The organism is Gryllotalpicola sp. CP2-P1 (assembly GCF_057512245.1).
Window position 1 is genome coordinate 1 of the sequence record NZ_JBLRDT010000020.1, and the last position, 23,763, is coordinate 23,763.

A 23,763-nucleotide genomic window follows, 5' to 3' on the forward strand; every position below is an offset into this window, starting at 1 on the left:
CTCACCGTGACCTCGGATGCCGGCACCGTCGTGCCCCCGATCGTGACGGTCGTCTCACCCGGCACGAACCCCGTGCCCGTGATCGTCACCTCGGTGCCGCCCGCGACCGGGCCGGAATCCGGCGACAGCGCACTCGCCGTCGGAACGGGCACGTAGGTGAACTGCGGCGCATCGGCCGTGCCACCCGGCGTCGTCACCGTGACGTCAGCCGCACCCGCGGCGCCCGCCGGCGTCGTGAACGTCAGCGACGTGCCATCGGAGCTCACCGTGACATCGGATGCCGGCACCGTCGTGCCCCCGATCGTCACACTCGTCTCGCCCGGCACGAACCCCGTGCCCGTGATCGTCACCTCGGTGCCGCCCGCGACCGGGCCGGAATCCGGCGACAGCGCACTCGCCGTCGGAACGGGCACATAGGTGAACGCCTCGGGGTTCGACGGGCCGCCCGCGGTGGTGACGATCACCTGCGTGTCGCCGGCCGCGTGCGGCGGGGTGACGAAGGTGATCTCGGTGTCGGACACCACGGTGAACGACGTCGCGGCGACGTTGTCGACCGTGACCGAGGTCGCATCGGTGAACCCCGTGCCGGTCAGTGTCACCGTCGTGCCGCCCGTGACCGGGCCCTCGTCAGGCGTCATGCCCGAGATCGCCGGAGCGGCGACATAGGTGTAGTCGAACGGCGGCGTGGTGCCGCCCGGCGCGGTCACCGTGACGGGAACCGAGCCCGGGTCGGTCGCCGCGGGCGTCACGAGCGTGATGTCGCCCGTGTCGGGGTCCTGCGTGAACGTCGGAGAGCCCGCCGGGGCATCCGGATCGCCCTCTGCGTAATACGTCGTGTCCCCGAAGTCGACCGAGGTCGCGCCGCCCAGGTCATCGCCCGAGATCGTCACGGTCTGGCCGCCCGCGAGCGGGCCCGAGTCGGGGCCGACCGAGGTGATGGCCGGCCCGGCGACGTAGTCGTAGTCGACGGGGGCGGATGTCCCGCCGGCGGTCGTCACCGTCACGTCGACGGTCTGCGCGTCTCCGGTCGACGACGCGGGGGTCACCAGCGTGATGTCGCCCGTGCCCGCGTCCTGCGTGAACGTCGGCGAACCCGCCGGGGCATCCGGGTCGCCCTCTGCGTAATACGTCGTGCCGCCGAAGTCGACCGAGGTCGCGCCGCCCAGGTCATCGCCCGAGATCGTCACCGTCTGGCCGCCCGCGATGGGGCCGGCCTCGGGCGAGATGCTCACGTTGCTCGGTGCCGCGACGTAGCTGTACGTCACCGGGTCGGAGGTTCCGGCCGGGTTCGTCACCGTCACATCGACGTCCCCCGCCGCTCCGGTCGGCGAGGCCGGCGTGACGAGCGTGATATCGCCCGTGTCGGCGTCCTGCGTGAAGGTCGGAGCGCCGGCCGGGGCATCCGGGTCATCGGCCGCGTAGTAGTCGACGCCGCCGAAGTCGACCACGGTCGCGCCGGCGAGCCCGTCACCCGAGATCGTCACGGTCTGACCGCCGTCGATCGGGCCCGCGGCGGGGTCGATCGCGAGGTTCGCGGGCACGTCGTAGTAGGTGTACGCGAGCGGTGCGGAGTCGCCGCCGGGGTTCGTGACGACCACCTGCACAGCCCCGGCCGCGTGGGCGGGCGTGTCGAGGGTGATCGTGTCGGCCTCGCTGTCATAGGTGAAGAACGGACCGGTGCCGCCGCTTCCCGCGGGCGAGTAGCTCGTGCCCGCGAAGTCGACCGCCGTCGCGGTGTCGAGGTTGTCGCCCGAGATCGTCACGGTCTGACCACCCGCCGACGGCCCGGCGTCCGGATCGATCGCGAGGTTCGCCGGCACCTCGTAATAGGTGTAGCTCGCCGGCTGCGAAGTGCCGGCCGGGTTCGTCACGACGACGTCCGCGGCGCCCGCGTCGTGCGCGGGCATGCTCGGGATGGTGAGGGTTCCGTCGCCGTTGTCGACGAAGTCGACCGTCTGCCCGTCGACCGTCACGCCGGTCGCGCCCGCGAGGCCCGTGCCCGAGATGGTGACGGATGTCCCACCCGTGGTCGGCCCGTGGTCGGGGTCGAGCGTCGTGATCACGGGAGCGACGACGTTCGGGCCGACCTGCGCGGTCGCCAGGTTGAGTTGCGCCGCCGTGCTGTTCAGCAGCGTGACCTGCAACGCGGTCTCGGTGGAGACGCCGGAGGTGTCGCCGCCGGTCTGGTGGTTCAGGGTGATGCCGACGACGTTGCCGAGCGCGCGCAGCACCGGGTCGAGCGCGGTCGTGACGCCCTGGATCAGGCCGTCGCTGCCGGTGATCGTGTCGGTGACGGTTCCGATCAGGCCGTTCACGACGCCGCCCACCAGCGTGTCGAGCGGCCCGCTCAACGCGGTCACGATCAGCCCCGCGAGCCCGCTGATCAGCCCGAAGGCGCCCGTGCTGCCGCCGGTGTTGACCGGCAGAGCGTTGCCCGCGGTGAGGTCGCCGAGCGTGGTGTCGATGCTGAGGGCGAACGCTCCGGTGAGCGGGTTGCCCGAGTCGAGCGTGCTGCTGATGTGCACACCGATGCCGTCGATCGCCTGGTTGATCGCGGTCACGAGGTTCGTGCCGAGCTGGTCGAGCAGGTCGTTGACGTCCTGCACGAGTGCGTTGAGGGTGTCGGCCGAGAGCACCGGGGTCTCGGGTGCGCGGTTGTTGAGGCCGCCGGCGAGCGCCGCGAGGTCGACGTCGATCGTGCCGGTCGCCGGGTTCAGCGTGACCGCGCCGTCGTTGCTCGTGAGGGTCTGGTTGAGAACCGTGTCGGCCGCGGCGCCGATGTCGCCCACCCCGGTGAGCGACACGTTGGTGTCGAAGTCGGCGCCGGCGACCGCCGTGAGCAGGCCGACCGTTCCGAGAGCCGTGTTCACGGTGTCGGTGATGGTGCCGGTCAAACCGTTGATCGTCGGCGTGACGGTGTTCGTGATCAGGTCGTCGACATCGCCGGTCAGTCCAGCGACGAGCTGCGAGTGCAGCTGCGCGTCGAGCGACGCCACGTTGTAGCTGCGGTCGAGCGTGGTCGCATCGGTGATGCTCGCGTCTGCGGACACGGCGCCCACTGAGACGGATGCCTGATCGATGGCGCTCGAGAGCCCGGCGTCGGCGAGCAGCGGCCCGAGGTCGATGAGCGCCGCGGTCGGGGTCGTGGTCTGGGCGTTGCCCACCGTGAGGCCGCCCGCGCTCTCGGCGACGCCCGAGTTGGCGTTCGACGTGCCGCCGGCTTCAGCCTGCGAGAACTGCGTCACCGCGCCGAGTTGGATGAGATCGCCGAGGGGCAGCGTGACCGAGCCGAGGTTGACGTCGACCGCGCTCAGCAGTGAGGGGTCGAGACCCGCCGAGTTGGGCCCCGGTTCGCTCGGGTAACCCGCCGTGCTGCCGCCCAGCCCGACGACCGAGTCGGTGTCGATCGCGCTCAGCAGCGACCCGCCCAGCACCTGCGCCGCGGCGTTCGAGGTGTCTCCTGGTGCGGCTGCGCCGGCGCAGCCGTGAGCCCCACCACCCCGAGCGCCAGCACAGCCGACGTGACGAACGCCGCCGGCGCAAGCCGACGCTTTCCCCCTGAAACTCGCAGGGCTCTTCTCCCCAAAGCCCATACGGTCGACCCCCGCACGCCTCAGCGTGTGCGGCTCCCCCGATGTGTGAATCTGTGCGACCCGCCCACGCGCCTCCCTGACGCAGGACCGGTTGGGACCCGACGCTAGCTGACATCTGTCTGCTAACGCCATGGCGTTAATTAAGTTTTCGCAACGCCACGCGAAGCAACGCGCGCGCCGACGGCGATCGCCGAGGGCGCGAAATGCCCCGCCGGAAGCGCCAGGGGCCGCGCCGAGCGGCACCGGCCCCCATGGGTGACGCTACCCCCGAACTGGGGGCGGAACAATCGTCCGCTCGCTGCGGCAGGGGATGCCGCGACGCGGCTATCTCGCCGCGATGACTTCGAACGTCTGTCGCGCGATCTCGAGTTCCTCGTTCGTCGGCACGACGAGCACGGTGACGGGCGAGGCGTCGGTCGAGATGACGCTGATTCCCGAACCGACGGCGGCGTTGCGCGCCGGGTCGAGCTCGATGCCGAGCCGTTCGAGGCCGCCCGCGGCGGCCGCCCGCACCTCGGCGCTGTGCTCGCCGATTCCGGCGGTGAACGAGATGACGTCGACGCCGCCGAGCAGCGCCTGATAGGCGCCGATGTAGAACTTCAGCCGATGCGCCACCACGGCGGCGGTCAGCTGCGCCCGCTCGTCCCCGTCGGCCGCGCGCGACTGCACGTCGCGCGAGTCGCCGAACCCCGAGAGGCCGAGCAGGCCGCTGCGCTTGTTGAGCAGCTCGTCGAGGTCGTCGATCGACAGCTTCGCCCGGCGCGCGAGGTGGAAGAGCACCGAGGCGTCGATATCGCCCGAGCGCGTGCCCATGACGAGGCCGGCGAGCGGGGTCATCCCCATGCTCGTCTCGACCGAGCGCCCGCCGTCGATGGCGCAGGCGCTCGCGCCGTTGCCGAGGTGCAGCACGATCTGCGTGAGCTCGTCGAGCGGCCGGCCGAGGAACTCGGCGGCCGCGCGCGAGACGTAGCGGTGCGAGGTGCCGTGGAAGCCGTACTTGCGCACGCGGTAGCGCTGCGCGAGCTCGGCGTCGATCGCGTAGGTATATGCCTCGGGCGGCATGGTCTGGTGGAATGCCGTGTCGAAAACCGCGACCATGGGCAGGCCGGGGAAGGACTTCTCGGCGGCATCGATGCCCTGCACGGCGCCCGGATTGTGCAGCGGGGCGAGGTCGGAGAGGTCCTCGATCTGGATCTTCACCACATGGTCGATCGGCGTCGGCTCGAAGAAGCGGGCGCCGCCGTGAACCACACGGTGGCCGATCGCGACCAGGTCGTGCTCGTCGAGCGACGGCCCGTGCGTGTCGAAGTCGTTGCGCATGATGCGGCACGCCTGGGCGTGGTCGCGCACGGCGAGATCCTTGTCGAAGCGCTGGCCGCCCACGCGGTGGCTGGCGTGTCCTTCCGCCTCGCCGATGCGCTCGATCAGCCCGCTGGCCAGGGTCTCTTCGGTCGCCATGTCGATCAGCTGGTACTTGAGCGACGACGAGCCGCTGTTGATGACGAGGATGCTGGGCATCTGATGTCTTCTCTCGAGGATGGGGTCTCGATACGGTCGCAGAGCGACCTACTCGACCAGCGGTGAGGAGGTCTGCGCCTGGATCGCCGTGATGGCGATGGTGTTGACGATGTCGTCGACGAGCGCGCCGCGCGACAGGTCGTTGACCGGCTTGTTGAGCCCCTGCAGCACGGGGCCGATCGCGACGGCGCCCGACGAGCGCTGCACCGCCTTGTACGTGTTGTTGCCCGTATTCAGGTCGGGGAATATGAAGACCGTCGCGCGCCCGGCCACCGGCGAACCGGGCAGCTTCGCCGCGGCGACGACCGCATCGGCCGCCGCGTCGTACTGCAGCGGCCCCTCGACGAGAAGCTCGGGGGCCCGCTCGTGCACCAGCGCGGTGGCCGAGCGCACCTTCTCGACATCGGCGCCCGAGCCTGAGTCCCCCGTCGAGTACGAAAGCATCGCGACCCGCGGCTCGATGCCGAACTGCGAGGCCGTTGCGGCCGACGAGATCGCGATGTCGGCGAGCTGGGTGTCACTCGGGTCGGGGATCACGGCGCAGTCGCCGTAGACGAGCACGCGGTCAGACAGCGCCATGAGGAACACCGACGACACCACGCCCACGCCCGGCTTGGTCTTGATGATCTCGAACGCCGGCCTGATCGTGTGCGCGGTCGTGTGCGCGGCGCCCGAGACCATGCCGTCGGCGAGCCCGAGGTGCACCACCATGGTGCCGAAGTAGGAGACATCCGTCACGGTGTCGAGGGCGCGCTCGAGCGTCATGCCCTTCGCCTTGCGGAGCTCGGCGTATTCGGCGCCGAAGCGCTCGCGCAGCTCGGGATCGGTCGGCGACAGCACCGCGGCCGACGACAGGTCGAGCCCCAGCGACGACGCCCGGCCGCGGATCGCCTGCTCGTCGCCGAGCAGCGTCAGCTGGGCGATGTCGCGGGCGAGCACGAGGGATGCCGCCCGCAGCACCCGGTCGTCATCGCCCTCGGGCAGCACGATGTGCTTGCGGGCCGAGCGCGCCCGCTCGAGCAACCGGTACTCGAACATGAGCGGCGTCACGACCGGCGACGGCTCGACGTCGAGCGCGTCGAGCAGCGCGATGTGGTTGACGTTGCGATCGAAGAGGGCGATCGCCCGCTCGGTCTTGCCCGGGGAATCCGCCCCCATGCGCGTGCGCGCGCCGTTGACGCGCACCGTCGTCTCGAAGGTGCCGAACGGCGCCTCGATGATCGGCAGCGCCGGGTCCATTCCCCTGATCAGCCGGGTGATCGGCTCGCTGAGCGCGAAGCCGCCGTTCAGCACGATCGCCGACACGGACGGGAAGGTGCCCGCCTGATATGCCGCGAGCACGGCGAGCAGCGTCTCGGTGCGATCGCCCGGGACGACCACGACCGCTCCGTCGATGAGGCGGGTCAGCACGTTCTCCATCGACATGCCCGCGACGACGACGCCGAGCACCTCGCGGTCGAGCAGCTCGCGATCGCCGAAGACCAGCCGGCCCTCGACCGCGTCGAGCACGGCCGAGACGGTAGGGGCGACGAGCACCGGGTCCTCGGGCAGCACCCACACGGGCCGGTCGAGCGCGTTCGCGACCGTCGACTGCGACTGGGCGGCGACGGATGCCTGCACCTGCCGGTGGATCTCGCCGAGCGCCTCCGGGTCGGCGCGGTTCACGACGACGCCGAGCAGCGAGGCGTGCTCGGCGCGCAGCTCGTCGATGGCGAGGCTCGCGAGCTGACGCACCTGCTCGACCGAGCGGGCGCCCGACGAGCCGAGCTGGCGGCGCAGGTCTCCCCCGTCGTCCCCCGCGCGCCCGCTCACGACGAGCAGCACGGGCGCGCCGAGGTTGGCGGCGATGCGCGCGTTGTACGAGAGCTCGGTGGGGGCTCCGACGTCGGTGTAGTCGCTGCCGACGATGACGACGGCATCGCACCGGCCCGAGATCCGCTGGTAGCGCTCGATGATGCGCGAGAGTGCCGCGTCGGCATCCGCGTGCACCTCGTCATAGCTCACGCCGACGGCGTCCTCGTAGCTCAGCCCCGCGGTCTGGTTCGAGAGCAGCCATTCGAGGATGTAGTCGCGCTGCTCGGTGCTGCGGGCGATCGGCCGGAAGACGCCCACCCGGCCGACCTGCCGCGACAGCGTGCGCAGCACCCCGAGAGCGATCGTCGACTTGCCGGTTTGCCCTTCGGCCGAGGTGACGTAGACCTGCTTCACGACGTCGACGCTAGCGAACGAGGCTGTGGCAGGGGTTCAGTCGTTGTCGCCGCCGGTGTCGTTGATGTTCGCCTTCGCGCCGCCCTTCCAGGCCCAGTTCGCGACCTCGGGGATGTCCTCGCCGTTCTCGTACGCGTAGAGGCGCGCGTTGAGGCGGGCGTCCACCATCTCCTGACGCAGACCGGCGTAGCGCTGGGCGAGGCCCGGCACGCGGTCGATCGCGTCGATCACGAGGTGGTAGCGGTCGAGGTCGTTGCGCATGACCATGTCGAACGGCGTCGTCGTCGTGCCCTCTTCCTTGTAGCCGCGCACGTGCAGGTGCCCGTGCCCGTTGCGGCGGTAGGTGAGGCGGTGGATGAGCCAGGGGTAGCCGTGGTAGGCGAAAATGACCGGCTTGTCCGTCGTGAACAGCGCGTCGTAGTCGCGGTCGGAGAGGCCGTGCGGGTGCTCGTCCTCAGGCTGCAGCTTCATCAGGTCGACGACGTTCACGACGCGGATCTTGAGATCGGGGATCTTCTCTTGCAGGATCTCGGAGGCCGCGAGCACCTCGAGGGTCGGGATGTCCCCGGCCGCCGCGAGCACGACGTCGGGCGACTCGCCGTCGACCTCTGAGCCGGCCCACTCGAAGATGCCGAGACCGCGCGTCATGTGCCGCACCGCCTCGTCGACCGTGAGCAGGTTCGGCTGCGGCTGCTTGCCCGCGACGACCACGTTCACGTAGTTCACCGAGCGCAGGCAGTGGTCGTAGGTCGACAGCAGCGTGTTGGCGTCGAACGGCAGGTAGACGCGCACGACGTCGGCCGACTTGTTGACGACGTGGTCGATGAAGCCCGGGTCCTGGTGCGAGAAGCCGTTGTGGTCCTGCCGCCACACGTGGCTCGACAGCAGGTAGTTCAGCGACGAGATCGCCCGGCGCCACGGAATCTCGCGCGTCACCTTCAGCCACTTCGCGTGCTGGTTGAACATCGAGTCGATGATGTGGATGAACGCCTCGTAGCTCGTGAAGAGCCCGTGGCGCCCGGTGAGCAGGTAGCCCTCGAGCCAGCCTTCGCACTGGTGCTCGCTGAGCACCTCCATGACGCGCCCCACGCGGGCGAGGTTCACGTCGACCGGCCAGATCTCGCCCGCGAACTGCTTGTCGGTCGCGTCGTAGACGGGAGGGGCGAGGCGGTTGGATGCCGTCTCGTCAGGCCCGAAGATGCGGAAGTTGTCGGGGTTGTCCTCGATGACGGTCGCGAGCCATTCGCCCAGAACGCGGGTCGCCTCGCTGCTCGTGGCGCCGGGACTCGGGACATCCACCCCGAACTCGCGCCAGTCGCGCAGGCGCAGATCCCTGCGCACGAGGCCGCCGTTCGCGATGGGGTTGGCGCTCATGCGCCGGTCGCCCTTCGGGGCGATCGCGACGGCGTCCGGAACGGGCGTTCCGTTCTCGTCGAAGAGCTCTTCCGGCTTGTAGGAGCGCAGCCAGCCCTCGAGCAGCGCGGTGTGCTCAGGCGTGTCCCGGGCGTTGGCGAGCGGCACCTGGTGCGCACGCCACGTGTTCTCGACCTGCACGCCGTCGATCTCGGGCGGGCAGGTCCAGCCCTTGGGGGTGCGCAGGATGATCATCGGCCACTTGGCGCGCCCCTCGAGGGTTCCGGCGGCGGCCTTGGCCTTGATGTCGGCGATCTCGTTGAGCACCTGGTCGAGCACCTCGGCGTAGCGCTTGTGCACCGCGATGGGGTCCTCGCCGTCGAATCCGCCCTCGACGAGGTAGGGGTTGTGGCCGTAGCCGCGGAAGAGCTCGAGCAGCTCGTCCTGGGGAATCCGGTCGAGGACCGTCGGATTGGCGATCTTGTAGCCGTTCAGGTGCAGGATCGGCAGCACGACGCCGTCCTGCACAGGGTCGATGAACTTGTTCGAGTGCCAGCTGGTCGCGAGGGGGCCCGTCTCGGCCTCGCCGTCACCCACGACCGCCATGACGAGCAGGTCGGGGTTGTCGAATGCGGCGCCGTAGGCGTGGCTCAGCGCGTAGCCGAGCTCGCCGCCCTCGTGAATGGAGCCGGGCGTCTCGGGGGCCACGTGGCTCGGGATGCCGCCGGGGAACGAGAACTGCTTGAAGAGGCGCCGGATGCCGGCCTCGTCCTGCTCGATGTCGTGGTAGATCTCGGAGTAGGTGCCGTCGAGGTAGGCGGAGGCGACCAGGCCCGGGCCGCCGTGGCCGGGGCCGATGATGTAGATCGTGTTGAGGTCGCGCTCTTGGATGGCGCGGTTCATGTGCGCGTACATGAAGTTGAGGCCCGGCGTCGTGCCCCAGTGGCCGAGCAGTCGGGGCTTGATGTCGTCGACCTGCAGCGGCTCGCGCAGCAGCGGGTTGTCGAGCAGGTAGATCTGGCCGACGCTCAGGTAGTTGGCGGCGCGCCAGTACGTGTCGATGAGCCGAATCGTCTCGTCGGAGACCGGGGTCTCGTCTCGATGCTTCCAGGCCGTTTCGGTGGTCGCGGCAGATTCGGTCACGGTGTCAGTCGACATCGAAGAGTCCCCTCCCCATGCGGAATATCCGTCAAATGGCGGTGCTATGGGTCAGCCTATGGACGCCGCATCGGGCGGCGCTAGGCCTTTTCGGTGCCTAACCGGGACTTCGATGGTGTAGGGAACGAGACGCGCAAAAGAAAAAGACCCCCCGCGCACCCGCCAGAGCCCGGTTACCCTTGCTGCGTTTCCGCCCTGGGGGAGTTGGCCTGGATGGCGCCACGCGGGGAGCCGGCTTCCATTCTAGAGGACGGCGGAGTGGGAGGAATCCGAGAGCGGCGCAGTCGCCGCCGTTGGTCGAGTAGGTCGCTCTGCGACCGTATCGAGACCCGTTCCTCCCCCGGCCGGCCCCCCAGCCAACGTCCGGTAGACTTCTCGAGTTGCGCTTCGGCGCGGCACCTGGAGGATTCGCCTAGTGGCCTATGGCGCACGCTTGGAAAGCGTGTTGGGTGAAAGCCCTCGGGGGTTCGAATCCCCCATCCTCCGCCCCGGATGCCCCCGAGAGATCGGGGGCTTTCTCATAGCTGGCGAAGCAACACCGCGGGTAATGATCACAGCATGAAGATCGGATTCCTCGGACTCGGCCGCATGGGCCGCGAGCTCGTTCAGCACGTCATCGCCGGTGGCCATGAGGTCACCGTGTGGAACCGCACGAGATCGGCCACCGAGGGCGCGGCAGCCGCGGGGGCGCGCGTTGCCGATTCGGCCGCCGACGCGATCGCCGCGGCCGAGGCGGTCGTGACGATGTTCTTCGGGCCGAAGGTCACCCGAGAGATCCTCATGGGGTCGGAGACGGACGTCACGTTCCCCGAGGGCGTGCTGTGGATCGACGCGACGACGGTGTCGCCGGCCGACGCGAGCGAGTTCGCCGAGTGGGCCGGCGGTCGAGGCATCCGCTATGTGTCATCGCCCGTGATCGGCTCGACCGGACCAGCGCATGACGGCACGCTCGGCAGCCTCATCGGAGGCGCCGAGGCAGACGTCGCCGCCGCGCGCCCCATCGTCGAGCTGTGGTCGGACCCCGAGAAGGTGCGCACCTTCGACACGCCGGCCGCCGCTGCGACGGCCAAGCTCATCGCGAATCTCAGCGTCGCGGTCGTCGCCGAGGGCATTGCCGAGTCGTTCAGGGTCGGGCACGCCGGCGGCCTCTCCACCGCGGACGTGGTCAAGCTCCTGCCGCTCACTCAGCTCGCCGGGCAGGCGGGAATGAAGAAGCAGCTGCTCGAGTCGCAGGACTGGGCGCAGACCCAGTTCGCCGTCGATGCACTTGTCAAGGACACCGGCTTCATGACCGAGCTCGCCGGCGCGGGCCGCCTGCCCGCCGTCGAGGCGTGGGCCGCCCGGCTCGCGGAGGCGCACGACGCAGGACTCGGTGACGCCGACTACATCGCGGCGCTGCGGGACGAGTTGTAGGCGCTGCTCAGTCCACGAGCGCGTTCGCCTGCGCGACTCTGCCCAGCCACCGGGCGCTCTCGCGCACGTCGCGGGCGAACGTCGCGCGGTCGACGCCGACGATGCCGAAGGTGGGCGCGAACGACCCCCACTCGTAGTTGTCGAGCAGGCTCCAATAGAGGTAGCCCAGCACCTCGGTGCCCTCCTGCATGGTGTCGTGCAGACCCTCGAGCGCGCCGCGCACGTAGTCGCGACGCCGCGCGTCGTCGCCCGTCGCCATGCCGTTCTCGGTGACGAAGACGGGCACGCCGGGTGCATACCGCGCAGCGAGCCGCACGCCCTCGGCGAGCGCGGGCGGGTAGTACTCCCACCCCGTCAGGGTGCGCTCGACGCCGTCGGCGACCGGCCGCGGCCCCTCGGGGCCCACGATGGTGCGGGTGTAGGCCTGCACCCCGACCCAGTCGTCGCCGGCCGCCTGCTCGAGGAACCACGCGTCCCGCGGGTAGCTGTACGCCTGCGCAGCCTCCTGCGCCCCCGACTCCCCCGGTGCCGCCTGCACGGCCTGCGTTGCCACGGTCCACCCTGAGCGCACGTGGCCGAGCCCCGAGAGCACCGACCGCGCCGAGCGGTGCGCCGCGGCGAGCACCTCGGAGACGCGACGGCTCGGGTTCGGCAGCCCGTGGGTCGACTCCCACTGCGAGCCCGCCGCGTCGCCGGCATCCGCCCCGGCCGTGATCGCGACCATGTTCGGTTCGTTGATCGTGCCGACCCACTCGACGTCGTCGAGGATCGCGCTCACCCTCTCGACGTAGCGCGTGAACCGCTCGACGGCGTCGTTCGCGCGCCAGCCGCCGGCGTGCGCGAACCAGCGCGGCACCGTGAAGTGGTGCAGCGTCACCATGGGCGTGACGCCCTGGTCGCGCGCCGTGTCGATCATGCGGCGGTAGTGGTCGAGCTCGGCGCGCGAGACGAAGCCGCGTTCGGGCTCGATGCGCGCCCACTCGAGCGAGAAGCGGTACATCCCGAGGCCGAGCTCGGCGACGATCCGGATGTCTTCCGGGTACCGGTGATAGCTGTCGCACGCGTCGCCGCTCGGCTCGGCCACGGGCGTCTCGGGGCGGTGCTCGAGCTCCCACCAGTCCGAGTTCACGTTGTTGCCCTCGATCTGATGAGCGGCGGATGCCGCGCCCCAGATGAACCCGTCGGGAAGGTGCGATTCATGCTCTCGTGCGCGCGAGCAGGTGCAGTTCGGTTCGATCTCGAAGCTCAAGGGCATCGAGACCGCGGCTGTCGTGGTGACGGATGTCGGCGACGACGGTCGCGCGTGGGCGGCCAAGCACGACCTCGACTGGGACGACCTGCTCTACGTCGCGCTGTCCCGGGCGAAGTATCGGGCGGTGGTGTTGGAGTCGCATTCGCAATGATAAGTGGCATGGCGAATGTGGAGCTACGGCCTCGGTAACGACCAGACTCGGTCGAATTCGTCACTGACCTCTGGCCAGACTGATTGGCGCCCCTCTTCAACTGACTTGATTCGGCTCGTCCACTCGTCGAACACCACGAACTCATGCGGAATCACTCGCCCGGCCGTGTCAGTGCGACCTAGTGGATCCAAGAAGCGAAGCGCGCCGAGCGCAGGCCAGTCTGCGGTTGGTGGGGTGGTACGCCAAAACTCGGGTGCGTCGACGCCGTCGTTGAACGCCGCGTCGTAGACCGGGAGCGGATCTTCATAACCTCCGTCAGAGAGGAAACGAAACCCCCAGGAACGCCCCCGGGTCGCCCATATCAGGTTCACCGTACGCTCCGGAGCAGTGTCTGCTCCTTCTCGCCCGTCTCCAAATCGATCTCGAACTGAGTAAGGGCCGCGGTCAGGTACTGATGCTTTTGCCGCGCGGCGGCATTGGCGTCGCGCAACTCATCACCAACCAGCTTGACTACCTGATCGATGGCATCCGGCGCGATGAGCTTGACCAACGCAGCGATCTTGCTTGGCATGCGAATGCTGAGCCCGATCAGCGCGGTGGCGAGCGCTCCGGCTCCGCTGAGGAGATTCTCTGCCACCTTGCGTGGAATCTCACCGTACTTCGCCCAGCGCACGTGCCGCTCGAGTGGCAATACCGCGGCAATCGGAAGTAGCAACTCCAGCCCGATACGCTCAGTTACCTCGATCTTGCCCGCCTCGAACTTGGCCGAAGAGAGCAAGACGAAATCCTCGCCGAACGAGAACGCGTTGTGGCCGTCGATAAAGCTCAGGAGCACGGCGCGCAATTCTTCAAGTTCATCGGCGGCCTTTTCAATCAAGAGGTCCCGCAGTGCGAACGCGTTGATGTCGGGCAGCAGATCGGCTTTTGAGAGACCAAGGATCCAGATTCGGGGAAACTGGACCAATGGCTTTCCGTCCTCGAGCACATCGTCCTTCAGCGACAGCAAGCCATTCCGGATATTGGTGAACAGCGACTTCAGATAGCGCTCTTCCTCGCCTGCGTTATCGACCAACTTTTGGCCGTCGACAAGTAGTAGCGCGACGTCCGACTGCAGAAGCGATCGAAAGGTGTCGACCCGGCGCAGTGACTCCTCCGGTCCGCCGGCCTCCTGCTCGAACCACTCACCGGGGTAGTCGTGCCAGACGATCCGCAGCACATCGAATGGCCGCTTCTTCGCCGCGCGTGCGTCTGCGCCGTCCTTCAGCTTGATGGAAAATGCGTAGGAGGTCGCGGTGAAGCGCGTTTGCAACGGAAGGCGCGCGGAGTCCCGCATCCCGAGGTAGTTGCGATGGAGTCGCGCGCCCTGACCGATATCGTCCGCAACGACGTGAAACAGACTGCTCTGGATGTATTGCGGCTCCTGCGTCGCTCCGTAGAACGACGAGAGCAATACGGTTTTACCGCTTCCGGTTTCTCCGAATACCGCGATTTGCTGTTCGAGCGTCCTACTCACTGCCACACGTGCAACCTAGGGCACCCAGCGCGCGATGCCCTACACCCAAACCGGGGCGTTGCTCGCGGCGGCGGCATGAGACACAGCAGCGCTACCGACGGCTCGGCGCTGCCTGCTCGACTTTTATGCAGGCGCTTCGTCAACCCCGGAGGCGTCGCGCTTCACGTCGTCGCTCGCCGCTTCGGTGGGCGGCGCGGGATCGGGCTGGACTCCTTGAGCGGACGCATCGTCTGGTGAGTTACCACCACCGTCCGAACTCCCGATCACCCCGATGCCCTCGGCCTGGTGGTCCACCTCTTCCACCTCGGGCTCCGGGTCCTTCGGCTCCTCGCCCGGGTCCTTCTCGGTGCTCGGCTCCGCCAGCTGCCCGGTCTCGGGCATCTTCTCGGCGTTGGGCTCTTGTGCGTCACTCATCAGGCACCTCCGGTCTCGAAACTCAACCTCGCCGCGCGCGCCATGCGGCACCCACGGCGTCACCTATTGCGATGCCCACACCCGCGCGCACCTACTCCCCCAGCGGCCGCCGCCCGTAGTCGACGACCGCCCGGACCTCGCCCGGAACGCCGGCCACCAGCCCGGCATCCGGCCGCGCACCGAGCGCGTCGTCAACCGTCGCCATCGCGATCCGCAACCCGATGTACGCCGTGATCGCGAAGATCTGCGCGTCGTCGAGGCCCGCGTCGCGCAGCGCCTGCACGTCGGCGGCCGTCGTCGAGTTCGGATCCCTCGTCACCTTCCGCGCCCACGCCGCCATCGCCTGCTCCTGGTCAGTGAGCCCAGCATCGGTGCCCGAGAGCACCCCCGCCGCAACGGCGGGGTCCGCATACCGCGCCAGCCGACCGCCCCATGCGAACGAGCAGTATGAGTCGCCGAGTGTCGAAGCCGTCGCCGTGACGAGCACGCCGCGCTGCCTGGCGCTCAGCCCGCTCGACGCCAGCGCGACCGCCATCAGCTCGTCGAGCTTGGCCCGCGTCTCGGGCTGGTACGCCCAGACCCGAGTGAGGTTCCAGACATACCCGTCGTCGGCCACATCCTCGTCGTACATCGCCTGGGCCGCGGCAGTCAGCGGCGGGTCGGGCAAGAAGCTGCCCGTTGAGGCATCCGCGATCGCTTCACTTGATATCGCCTGAGGTTTGCTCATGGCGAGCAAGATACGGCGGCGCGACCGTGACCGCTAGCCTTCCTGCTCGCCCCAGCGTGCAAGTGCGACGATCGCCTCGCGCAGGGCGAGCCCGCGGTCGGTCAGCGCGTAGGCGCGGGTGTTGTGCGTGAGGGGCAGGCGGCGCAGCACTCCGGCGGCTTCGAGTTCGCGCAGGCGGGTCGCGAGGATATTCGTCGGGACTCCGAGGTCGCGCTGCAGATCGCCGTAGCGCTGCGGCCCGTCGAGCAGCCGCTCCACGATGAGCAGAGCCCACCGCGCCCCGACGATGTCGAGGGCCGCGGAAAGGCCGCTCACGCGGTGGGAGCGCTCTCGGGCGTCTCGGGCGTCTCGGGCTTCATCCAGAACGGCGAGTAGTGGTAGCCGTCGGGGTCGTCGAACTGCCGCTGATACATGAAGGGGTAGTCATCGGTGTCGCCGATGCGACCGCCAGCGGCGCCGGCGCGCTCGGTGAGCTCGTCGACCGCCTCGCGGCTGTCGAGGTCGAACGAGACGGTGACCTTCGAGGGCGTGTCGGGGCCGCCGACCAAATCCTCAGTGCCGCCGACGCTCGCGTACATCTCGCGGCTGCCGAGCATGACGTATTGGCCGGGCGTGATCGCGAAGCACGACACATTGTGGTCGGACATCTCTGCGTTGAGCGTCCAGCCGAGGGCCGTGTAGAAGGCCGTCGCGCGCTCAACGCTCTCGACGGGGCAGGTGATGAAGAGGCTCATGCGCGAACACTTGCAAAAAACAAGCGCAGCGTCAAGAGGGACTACGGCGCATAGATCCGCACGTAGTCGAACTTCGCCGTGACCGCCGGGGCCGCTCCCCCGAGCGCGACCAGCCCGACCTGCGGCTGGCTGCCCTTCGGGAACGTCCACGTGCCGCCGAGCGTCCAGTGCTTCCCATCCGTGCTGCTCTCACCCCGGAACGTCAGCTCGCCGGTCGACGGCGACGTCCTCTTGACGAGCCGCAGCCACACCGTGTCGGCGGTCGTCCCGACCGTCACCCCGCCGAACTGCAGCTGCCCCTGATACGACAGCTCGCGCGCGTACTCCATCTGCCGCGTGTTCCAGATCGCCACCGTGTGCAGCGAGGCGTAGTCGTCGTCGTTCAGATACGCCACGAGCCCCGCCTGCTGGTAGTTCCGCACCGTCGTCTCGCCGAGCGGCAGCGTCAGCTTCGTCTCGACCGTGTAGTCGCCGCGCGGGGCGTCGCGCAGCAGCACCCCGACGTTGTTCGCCGTGCCGGCGAGATCGCCGTCGGGCACGGGCCAGTTGAGCGCCCCGCCCGACTCGGTCACCGCCGCGTCCGGCCGCACCCACGACCACGCCGGGTCAAGAGCAGACCCATTGAATTCATCGGATGCCACGAGCCGCCCCACCTTCGGAAGGGTGACCGCCTTCGTCACCGGCGTGAACAGCGGGTCCGCGCTGAAGTTCGCGGTCGCCCCGCCGCCGCTCACCTTCGTGTCGACGACCCCGCGGGCATCGCCCGGCAGCACCGCCAGCTTCACCGACACGATCGGCCCGCTCTCGCGCGCCTCGGTGAGGGCGACCGAGACCTTGCCGTGCCGCACCTCGACCGCCAGGTTGTGCCAGGTCGACCAGTCGAGGTCGGCCGGCAGCGAGGCGACGGCGGGGCGACTGTTCCGGGCGGCGACGATGAGCTTGCCGGCATCCGTATCGATCATCGCCCGCACATCGCCCACGACAACCGCGGCAGACCCGCCGGAGTCCACGCGCACGTCGGCCTCGACGCGCACGTCGCCCGTGACGCGCTGGCCCGCGCGCACGGCGCTCGTCGTGACCGGCGCGGGCTGCGGGGTGTCTGACGGGCCGGCCCCGGCGCGCACGACGGGCCAGCCGTTGATCCAGTCGAGGCGGTCGATCAGCATCGGGCGGCGGTTCACGCCGCCGACCGCGTCGAGGTACGCGTTGTCGTGGTCGATCGCGTGATAGACGAGGTAGTCCTGCCCCGAGAGGTCGGTGAAGACGCCGTTGTGGCCCGGGCCGACCCAGCGGTTGCCGTTCTGGGTGACGACCGGGGTGCCACCGACCTTCGACGCCAGCAGCGAGGTTCCGTTCGCATCGGTGAACGGGCCGGTCGGGCTCGTCGCACGGCCGACCGAGACGGCGTAGCCGGTCGTCGGCCCGGCGCAGCAGTTCGACGACGACGCGAACAGGTAGTAGTAGCCGCCGTGGTGCACCACGAAGCTGCCCTCGTACTTGTTGTCGATCGCCACCTGGGTCGGAGCGCCTTGCGTGTGCAGCCCGTCGGCGGTCAGCTGCGTGACCCACAGGCCGCCGAAGTAGCTGCCGTAGTAGATCCAGCGGGTGCCGTCGCTCGCGGTGAGCTCGGCCGGGTCGATGGTCGAGAGGTAGCCGCCGCCCGGGGCCGGCCGCGGGGCGATCAGGGGCGCGTCTTGTTGGGTCCAGGGCCCGGTCGGGGCGGGCGCGGTGGCGACGGCGATCGCGCTGTCACTGGTGTCGGTCGCCGAGGTGGTCGTGTCGGTGGCGACGTAGTACATGACGTACTGCCCGTTGATGTAGCGCACGTCGGGTGCGAAATAGGTGCTGTCGGCGCTCACGTAGGCGGGGCGGGCGCTCTGGTCGAGCGCGTCGCCGACGAACGACCAGTTGATGAGATCGGATGACTTCGCTGTCGGTATCAGCTCGCGCTGGCCGCCCGACTTCAGCGGGTCGGCGGTCGCGTAGGCGTACCAGTAGCCGTCGTTGCCGCGCACGATCGTCGGGTCGGCGAAGGTGTCGGCGAAGCCTTGCGAAACGGGGTTCGTGTAGGTGGCGGGCGCAGATTGTCTAATTTGTGGCGGCTTGGCCGCGTGCGTCTGCGCGGGCGCGTGCGTCTGCGTGCTTGCGATGGCGGGCGAGCCGATGACGAGAGCGGATGCTGCAACTGCGGCGGCAACCAGGGCGGTGGTGCGACGGAACACGGTGAGGCCTCCCCTGCGGCTCCGGCGCCTCTGTCGAAGCCCGCTCTCTCAGCTTGCCCCTTGAACGAGGGCCGCGCCACGGCGTGTCACAAACGCGGCCGTGCACCGGTCTGAACTGCTGTGACCCGCGCGACGGCCGAGTCGCGAGGTCAGAGCGGGAGCACCGGGTTTCAGGCGGTCCCCGTGCCGAGCACGAGCACGAGCACGAGCACGAGGGATAGTCGCCAAGCAGAGCGCGGCTGGTCCCTCCCGCCGCCGCTCGCGCAGGTCATACGGATCCACACGAGAGGACAGCATGGCCATCGAACTCAGCATCCTGCTCGCCGGCGCGGCCGACCAGTTGCGCTACGAGCCCACTCCGAAGCGCATCCGCGCCTTCCTCGACGGCCGTCCCGCGGTCGACACCACCCGAGCCCTTCTCGTCTGGGAACCGCACCACGTCGTGCCGGCGTACGCCGTTCCCCGCGACGAGCTGAACATCGAGCTCGCGGAGCGCCGGGAGGGCGCGCGCGGCTCAGGCGTCCGATTGCAGCATTCGGAACTCGACGGGTATGCGCTGCTCGACTTCGACAGCTTCGACGAGTGGCAGGAGGAGGATGACGTGATCGTCGCCCACCCGCACGACCCGTTCCACCGCGTCGATCTGCGCGCGAGCTCGCGCCGGGTGCGCATCACATTCGACGGGCAGGTGATCGCCGAGTCGAGCCGTCCGGTAATGCTGTTCGAGACGCTGATGCCGGTGCGCTTCTATCTGCCACGCGAAGACGTTCGTGTGCCGCTGGTTAGGAGCGACACCAGCACCACGTGCGCATACAAGGGGCGCGCCGCGTACTTCTCGGCGCGACTCGGCGACCGGATGCTCGAGGACATCGCCTGGACGTTGCCCGAGCCCCTGCCCGAGGGCTTTGGCACCGAAGGGCGCATCGCCTTCTTCAACGAGCGCGTCGACATCGAGGTCGAGCGCGGCTGAGCTGTTGAGCGAGGCATGTAGCGCATGCGGAGCGCGGCACGTGGTGCTCCGCAAATTGTCCAATTGCGGAGCACCACGTGCATGCGACCGACGCTCAGTGCGAAGCACCTGCGCCGCCGCGCGCACCCACAGCCTCGAACCCGTCCTCGACGAACGCGCGGCGCGGGTGAGCGACGTCCTCGAGCGAGACGATGTCGCGCCCGAACAGGAACGCGGTGATCCACACCGCGAGCACGCGCACCTTGCGCTCCCACGAGGGGACGACGAGCACGTGATAGCCGCGGTGCATGACCCAGCCGAGCAGGCCGGTGATCACGATCTTCTTGTATTCGAACAGCCCCAGGCCGAAACCCAGCGTCGCGACAACACCGAGGCTCGCGTGGCGATAGTTCCGCACCGGCCGCCCGTTCAGCGCGGCCACGATGTTGGCCGCGAGCAGCCGCCCCTGGCGCACCGCGTGCTGCGCGTTCGGCACGGTGAGAGCACCGGGCTCGGGCGACGCGAGGTCGGGGACCGCCGCGTCGTCACCGGCAGCCCAGGCATCCTCAATCCACGCGTCAGCCGTTCCGACCCGCAGGTCGGCGCGCACGATGATCGAGCCGCGCGCGTTTGTCGGCAGGTCGGTGTTCTTCGACACGACGCGGGTCACGCCGTTGCCGGCCGTCCAGACGACGGTGCCTGAATCGATTCGCTCGCCGCTCGAGAGCACGAGCCGGCCGCTCTCAGCCGACACCAGCTGCGTCGAGAGATGCACGTGCGCGCCGCGCTTCTCGAGGTGCCGCACGACCCACTCCCCCGACGGGCGCGAGACCTCGGGAAGAATCCGATCCATCGCGTCGATCAGGTGGAACGATGGCTCGTCCGCGCCGATCTCGGGGTACCGCTTCCGCAGCGATCGCGCGAGCGACAGCAGTTCGCCGAACAGCTCGACACCCGAGAAACCGCCGCCGACGACCGCGACCGTGAGCAGCTTCGACCGCTCGTGGCCGCTTGGTAGCGTGGCTGCTCGATCGAACGCGGTGAGCACCTTGTCACGGATCGCCGCGGCCTCCTCCACGTGCTTCAGGCCGATCGCCTCGCGCTCCAGCCCGGGAATCGGGAACGTGCGCGTCACCGCGCCCGCCGTCACGACGATCTGGTCGTAGGGCAGCACGAACGGGTCGCCGTCGCGCGGGGCGACGGTCACCGTTTTCGAAGCGTGATCGATGCGGGTGACGGATGCCGTAACCACACGTGTCCTCTTCAGGTGACGGCGCTGCGACACCGCCGCATGCCGTGCCTCGATCGAGCCGGCCGCGACCTCGGGAAGGAACGGCTGATAGGTCATGTACGGGCGGGGGTCGATCACGACGACCTCGACCCGGCCCGCCGTGAGCTCGGGCTTCAGCCGCTTCTCGAGCCCCCACGCGGTGTAGAACCCGGTGTATCCACCGCCGACAATGACGATGCGTGTCATGGTGCTGCGCCTTCCTCGTTCTCTCGCTCACTCCCAGAACTGCGCGGCAAGCCACTCGTCGAAGGTGAGGGTGCCGTAGAAGTGCTCGGTGATGGCCGGGTCGTGGCCCGGCGTCAGCGAGGTGTCGTCGACGCGGCCGCCGTAGTAGCCCGCCGCCTCGTCGACGACGACCGAGGTGTCGTCACCGCGCGAGCGCAGCAGGCGGCCGCCGAGCTCGGCGAGGGTGATCTGCTCGGGCCCCGCGAGCTCAACCGTGTCGTTCTTCGGCGCGCGGTTCGCGACCTTCGCGAGGGCAGCCGACACGTCGGCGGCCGCGATCGGCTGCATCATAACGGGCGACAGCGTCGCGACGCCGTCTTCGGTGCCGCCGGCCACGAGCGCCGGGACGAACTCGAAGAACTGGGTCGCGCGCACGATCGTGTACGGCACGCTGCCGCTCTTCGCGAGCTTCTCCTGGGCGACCTTCGCGCGCATGTAGCCGATGTCAGGCATCCGGTCGACGCCCACGATCGACAGCACGATGTGGTGCTTCACGCCGGCCTTGGCGGCCTCGGCGACGATGTTGCCTGTCGACTTCTGGAAGAACTCGAGCACGTCCGCGTCGGCCCACGACGGAGAGTTGGGGATGTCGTAGACGATCTCGGTGCCCGCGAACGCCTCGGCGAGGCCCTCGCCCGTGACACTGTTGATGCCGTTGCTCGGCGACGCGGCGATCACCTCATGCCCGGCCACACGCAGGTTCTCGACCAGGCGGCCCCCGATGAGCCCGGTGCCTCCGACGACGACGATCTTCATGGCTGTGCCTCTCGCTTCATAGCGCGCGCCCCGTGCGCGGCGCTCATCAGTGATGACCGGGCGGCCCGCGCCGTTGTGACAGCCGCTACTGCACCTGGTCGGTGGGCCGGATCAGCAGCTCGTTCACCGACACGTGGTCGGGCTGCTCGAGGGCGTAGACGACCGCGGCCGCGATGTCCTCGGGCTGCAGGGTGCGCATCGAGTCCGCGTACCGCGCCGCCAGTTCACGCATGGCTGGGTCGGCGTTGTGGCTCGCGAGCTCGGTGGAGACGAAGCCCGGCTCGATCAGCGTGACCCGCACGCCCTGCGTCGTGACCTCCTGCCGCAGCGACTCGGCGAACGCGTTGATGCCGAACTTCGTCGCCGCGTACGCGCCGCCGGCGAGCGTCGCAGTGCGGCCCGCAGTGGACGACACCTGGACGATCGCGCCGCGCGCGGCGATGAGGTGGGGCAGGGCGGCATGCACCACGTACATCGAGCCGAGCAGGTTGGTGTCGACCATGCGAGCCCAATCGTCGGGGTCGCCGCCGAGGATCATGCCGTGCAGCATCACGCCGGCGTTGTTGACGAGCACATCGAGCCGCTCGAAATTGTCGATCACGGACTCGATGGCGCGGCGCACCGACTCGCGATCGGTCACGTCGAGCTCGACCGGGTAGAGCTCGCCCTCGGCGGTCTCTGCGAGATCGTTCAGGCGGTCGAGGCGGCGCGCACCAGCGACGACCGTTGCGCCGCTGCGCGCGAGGGCCAGCGACGTCGCGCGGCCGATGCCTGAGGATGCGCCCGTCACCAGGACGATGCGGGGTTCGGTTCCGTTGTTGTTCATAGCTCCTACTCGGTGGAATCGGGGGAATCGAGGAAGTCGAATGCGCGCTCATCGAGGTGCCCCAGCTTCACTGGGTTGAGTACCGCCCACACCTCGGTGAGCAGCCCCGCGCGGGCCGAAGCCACGATGACGCCCACGACCTCGCCGTGGGCACGCAGCACGAGGCCGGGCGCGCCGTTGATCTCTTCGACGGCGACGGACGGCGAGGCATCCTGCAGCACGATGCGCACCAGCTCACCCGCGCATGCGCTGCGCCCCCGCGCACGCGCGGAGACGGCGCTCGACACATCACCACTGTCGACGGTGAGGACGACACCGGGGTGCAGCAGGCTCGCCACCCCCTGGTGGTTCGCCGACCGCAGGTGGCCGGCCATCGCCGAGATCAGTGCGCCGTGGGAATCGGGCGCCCTCATGCCACGTGCTGCAGCTTGTCGGGACTCATGACCCACAGCAGCCGCGAGATGCCGTCTTCGGATGCCACGAGGCTGAGCGTCGTGGTGACGACTCCCGCCTCGCTCAGCGTGAGCGCCGGCCGGCCGTTGAGCTCGACCCAGCCGACCTCCTTCCCTGTCCAGAAATGGCTCGAGAACGCGGCGATGAACTTCGCGACGCGCGCGACCCCGGCCACCGGGATCCTGGCGGCGACCTTCACGCCATTGCCGTCGGTGTAGCTCACGATGTCCTCGGCGAACAGAGACTCGAGCTCGGCCGTCGCCCCGCGCCGCGCAGCGTCGAGGAACGTCTCGAGCAGGCGGCGCTGCGCGGGTGCCGGTGCCTCGACGTGCCGCTCGGAGGAGATGTGCTTGCGCGCGCGGCTGACCAGCTGGCGCGCGGCAGCTGGCGTGCTACCGACGACCTCGGCGACGCGCTCGTAGGGGTAGTCGAATGCCTCGCGCAGGACGTACGCCGCCCGCTCGGTGGGCGTGAGCTTCTCGAGCAGCAGCAGCACGGCGAACGACAGCGCCTCGCCTTTCTCGGCGCCCAGCGACGGGTCGTCCTCGGTGTTCACCGGCTCGGGCAGCCACGGCCCGATGTAGGTCTCGCGGCGCGAATGCGCGGACTGCAGCGAGTTGATCGCGAGCCGCGTGGTGATGGTCGCGAGGAACGCGGCGGGCTCGGCGATCTCGGTGCGGTCGGTGCGCTGCCAGCGGATCCACGTCTCCTGCAGGATGTCCTCGGCGTCGGCGACGCTGCCCAGCATCCGGTAGGCGATGCCGAACAGCCGGCGCCTCACCTGCTCGAAGATCTCGCTCGCCACCTGCACTGCGTCGTCGTTTTCGACCTCGGTCATTCCTGCCTCCTGGCCTGCTCACCTGCTCTGACAACGCAGCACCCCGATGTGTGACGAACTTCCGCAGAAATCCGTCACACACCGGAATCAGACCACCCGGCCCGTCAGACTGCCACCTCGTCGCTCACCGCGGCCACGGCCTCGGCGATCACGGCGGCAACGGCCGCGG

19 protein-coding genes, 1 tRNA gene and 1 other RNA gene are annotated in these 23,763 nt (G+C 69.2%); 4 read left to right on the forward strand and 17 right to left on the reverse strand.

Annotated features, from left to right (window positions below; all coding sequences use genetic code 11):
• The 5 genes from ACM2XV_RS03040 to ffs all read right to left on the reverse strand — a co-directional run.
• A partial coding sequence (locus tag ACM2XV_RS03040; RefSeq protein WP_487025913.1) for an IPT/TIG domain-containing protein occupies positions 1 to 3,434 on the reverse strand: 3,434 nt, incomplete at its 3' end.
• Positions 3,435 to 3,917: 483 nt separating this feature from the next.
• The gene (locus ACM2XV_RS03045) at positions 3,918 to 5,111 is read right to left on the reverse strand and encodes an acetate/propionate family kinase (protein ID WP_344774896.1); all 1,194 of its coding nucleotides are present in this window, start codon (positions 5,109 to 5,111) and stop codon (positions 3,918 to 3,920) included.
• A gap of 48 nt (positions 5,112 to 5,159) precedes the next feature.
• Positions 5,160 to 7,319: a phosphate acetyltransferase gene (gene pta / locus ACM2XV_RS03050; RefSeq protein ID WP_487025914.1), complete on the reverse strand. Its 2,160-nt coding sequence runs from the start codon at positions 7,317 to 7,319 to the stop codon at positions 5,160 to 5,162.
• A gap of 36 nt (positions 7,320 to 7,355) precedes the next feature.
• Positions 7,356 to 9,830 carry a phosphoketolase family protein gene (locus tag ACM2XV_RS03055; RefSeq protein ID WP_344774901.1) on the reverse strand — a complete coding sequence of 825 codons (2,475 nt, stop codon included), beginning with the start codon at positions 9,828 to 9,830 and terminating at the stop codon, positions 7,356 to 7,358.
• Between the two features lie 139 nt (positions 9,831 to 9,969).
• Positions 9,970 to 10,066: signal recognition particle sRNA small type (gene ffs, locus ACM2XV_RS03060), an RNA gene on the reverse strand.
• Positions 10,067 to 10,231: 165 nt separating this feature from the next.
• On the opposite strand from ffs, the gene ACM2XV_RS03065 reads away from it, so the two are divergent.
• Both ACM2XV_RS03065 and ACM2XV_RS03070 read left to right on the forward strand, forming a co-directional pair.
• Positions 10,232 to 10,316 (forward strand) — tRNA-Ser (locus ACM2XV_RS03065).
• Positions 10,317 to 10,322: 6 nt separating this feature from the next.
• Positions 10,323 to 11,243, forward strand: coding sequence for an NAD(P)-dependent oxidoreductase (locus ACM2XV_RS03070; protein WP_487025915.1), 921 nt, complete (start codon positions 10,323 to 10,325; stop codon positions 11,241 to 11,243).
• Between the two features lie 7 nt (positions 11,244 to 11,250).
• On the opposite strand, the gene ACM2XV_RS03075 is transcribed toward ACM2XV_RS03070, so the two are convergent.
• Positions 11,251 to 12,498 carry a glycoside hydrolase family 1 protein gene (locus ACM2XV_RS03075; protein WP_487025916.1) on the reverse strand — a complete coding sequence of 416 codons (1,248 nt, stop codon included), beginning with the start codon at positions 12,496 to 12,498 and terminating at the stop codon, positions 11,251 to 11,253.
• Here ACM2XV_RS03075 and ACM2XV_RS03080 point away from each other — a divergent pair.
• The gene (locus ACM2XV_RS03080; RefSeq protein ID WP_487025917.1) at positions 12,464 to 12,646 is read left to right on the forward strand and encodes a hypothetical protein; all 183 of its coding nucleotides are present in this window, start codon (positions 12,464 to 12,466) and stop codon (positions 12,644 to 12,646) included. The two genes, ACM2XV_RS03075 and ACM2XV_RS03080, sit on opposite strands and share 35 nt — an antisense overlap.
• Positions 12,647 to 13,013: 367 nt before the next feature.
• Here ACM2XV_RS03080 and ACM2XV_RS03085 read toward each other — a convergent pair whose 3' ends face one another.
• From ACM2XV_RS03085 to ACM2XV_RS03110, 6 genes are all read right to left on the reverse strand, one after another.
• Positions 13,014 to 14,165, reverse strand: a complete 1,152-nt coding sequence (locus tag ACM2XV_RS03085; protein ID WP_487025918.1) for a TRAFAC clade GTPase domain-containing protein — start codon at positions 14,163 to 14,165, stop codon at positions 13,014 to 13,016.
• Positions 14,166 to 14,282: 117 nt separating this feature from the next.
• Positions 14,283 to 14,573, reverse strand: coding sequence for a hypothetical protein (locus ACM2XV_RS03090; protein ID WP_487025919.1), 291 nt, complete (start codon positions 14,571 to 14,573; stop codon positions 14,283 to 14,285).
• Positions 14,574 to 14,664: 91 nt separating this feature from the next.
• Positions 14,665 to 15,300, reverse strand: a complete 636-nt coding sequence (locus ACM2XV_RS03095; protein WP_487025920.1) for a carboxymuconolactone decarboxylase family protein — start codon at positions 15,298 to 15,300, stop codon at positions 14,665 to 14,667.
• Between the two features lie 33 nt (positions 15,301 to 15,333).
• The gene (locus ACM2XV_RS03100) at positions 15,334 to 15,615 is read right to left on the reverse strand and encodes a winged helix-turn-helix transcriptional regulator (protein ID WP_487025921.1); all 282 of its coding nucleotides are present in this window, start codon (positions 15,613 to 15,615) and stop codon (positions 15,334 to 15,336) included.
• Entirely contained in the window at positions 15,612 to 16,034 is a 423-nt protein-coding gene (locus ACM2XV_RS03105; RefSeq protein WP_487025922.1) for a VOC family protein, read from the reverse strand. The genes ACM2XV_RS03100 and ACM2XV_RS03105 overlap by 4 nt, the downstream gene beginning before the upstream one ends.
• A 41-nt stretch (positions 16,035 to 16,075) precedes the next feature.
• Positions 16,076 to 18,256, reverse strand: a complete 2,181-nt coding sequence (locus ACM2XV_RS03110) for a glycoside hydrolase family 43 protein (protein ID WP_487025923.1) — start codon at positions 18,254 to 18,256, stop codon at positions 16,076 to 16,078.
• Between the two features lie 295 nt (positions 18,257 to 18,551).
• On the opposite strand from ACM2XV_RS03110, the gene ACM2XV_RS03115 reads away from it, so the two are divergent.
• On the forward strand, positions 18,552 to 19,226 hold the full coding sequence (locus ACM2XV_RS03115) for a DUF427 domain-containing protein (RefSeq protein ID WP_487025924.1): 675 nt from the start codon (positions 18,552 to 18,554) through the stop codon (positions 19,224 to 19,226).
• 94 nt (positions 19,227 to 19,320) lie between these two features.
• Here ACM2XV_RS03115 and ACM2XV_RS03120 read toward each other — a convergent pair whose 3' ends face one another.
• The 5 genes from ACM2XV_RS03120 to ACM2XV_RS03140 form a co-directional block, all read right to left on the reverse strand.
• Positions 19,321 to 20,682 carry an NAD(P)/FAD-dependent oxidoreductase gene (locus tag ACM2XV_RS03120; RefSeq protein ID WP_487025925.1) on the reverse strand — a complete coding sequence of 454 codons (1,362 nt, stop codon included), beginning with the start codon at positions 20,680 to 20,682 and terminating at the stop codon, positions 19,321 to 19,323.
• A gap of 27 nt (positions 20,683 to 20,709) precedes the next feature.
• Complete coding sequence (locus ACM2XV_RS03125; protein ID WP_487025926.1) at positions 20,710 to 21,477, reverse strand: SDR family oxidoreductase; 768 nt, start codon at positions 21,475 to 21,477, stop codon at positions 20,710 to 20,712.
• An 85-nt stretch (positions 21,478 to 21,562) separates the two neighbouring features.
• Entirely contained in the window at positions 21,563 to 22,303 is a 741-nt protein-coding gene (locus ACM2XV_RS03130) for an SDR family oxidoreductase (protein WP_487025927.1), read from the reverse strand.
• Between the two features lie 5 nt (positions 22,304 to 22,308).
• Complete coding sequence (locus ACM2XV_RS03135; RefSeq protein ID WP_487025928.1) at positions 22,309 to 22,716, reverse strand: sigma-70 family RNA polymerase sigma factor family protein; 408 nt, start codon at positions 22,714 to 22,716, stop codon at positions 22,309 to 22,311.
• Positions 22,713 to 23,594, reverse strand: coding sequence for an RNA polymerase sigma-70 factor (locus ACM2XV_RS03140; RefSeq protein ID WP_487025929.1), 882 nt, complete (start codon positions 23,592 to 23,594; stop codon positions 22,713 to 22,715). Before ACM2XV_RS03140 ends, ACM2XV_RS03135 begins: the two co-directional genes overlap by 4 nt.
• Positions 23,595 to 23,763 lie beyond the last annotated feature (169 nt).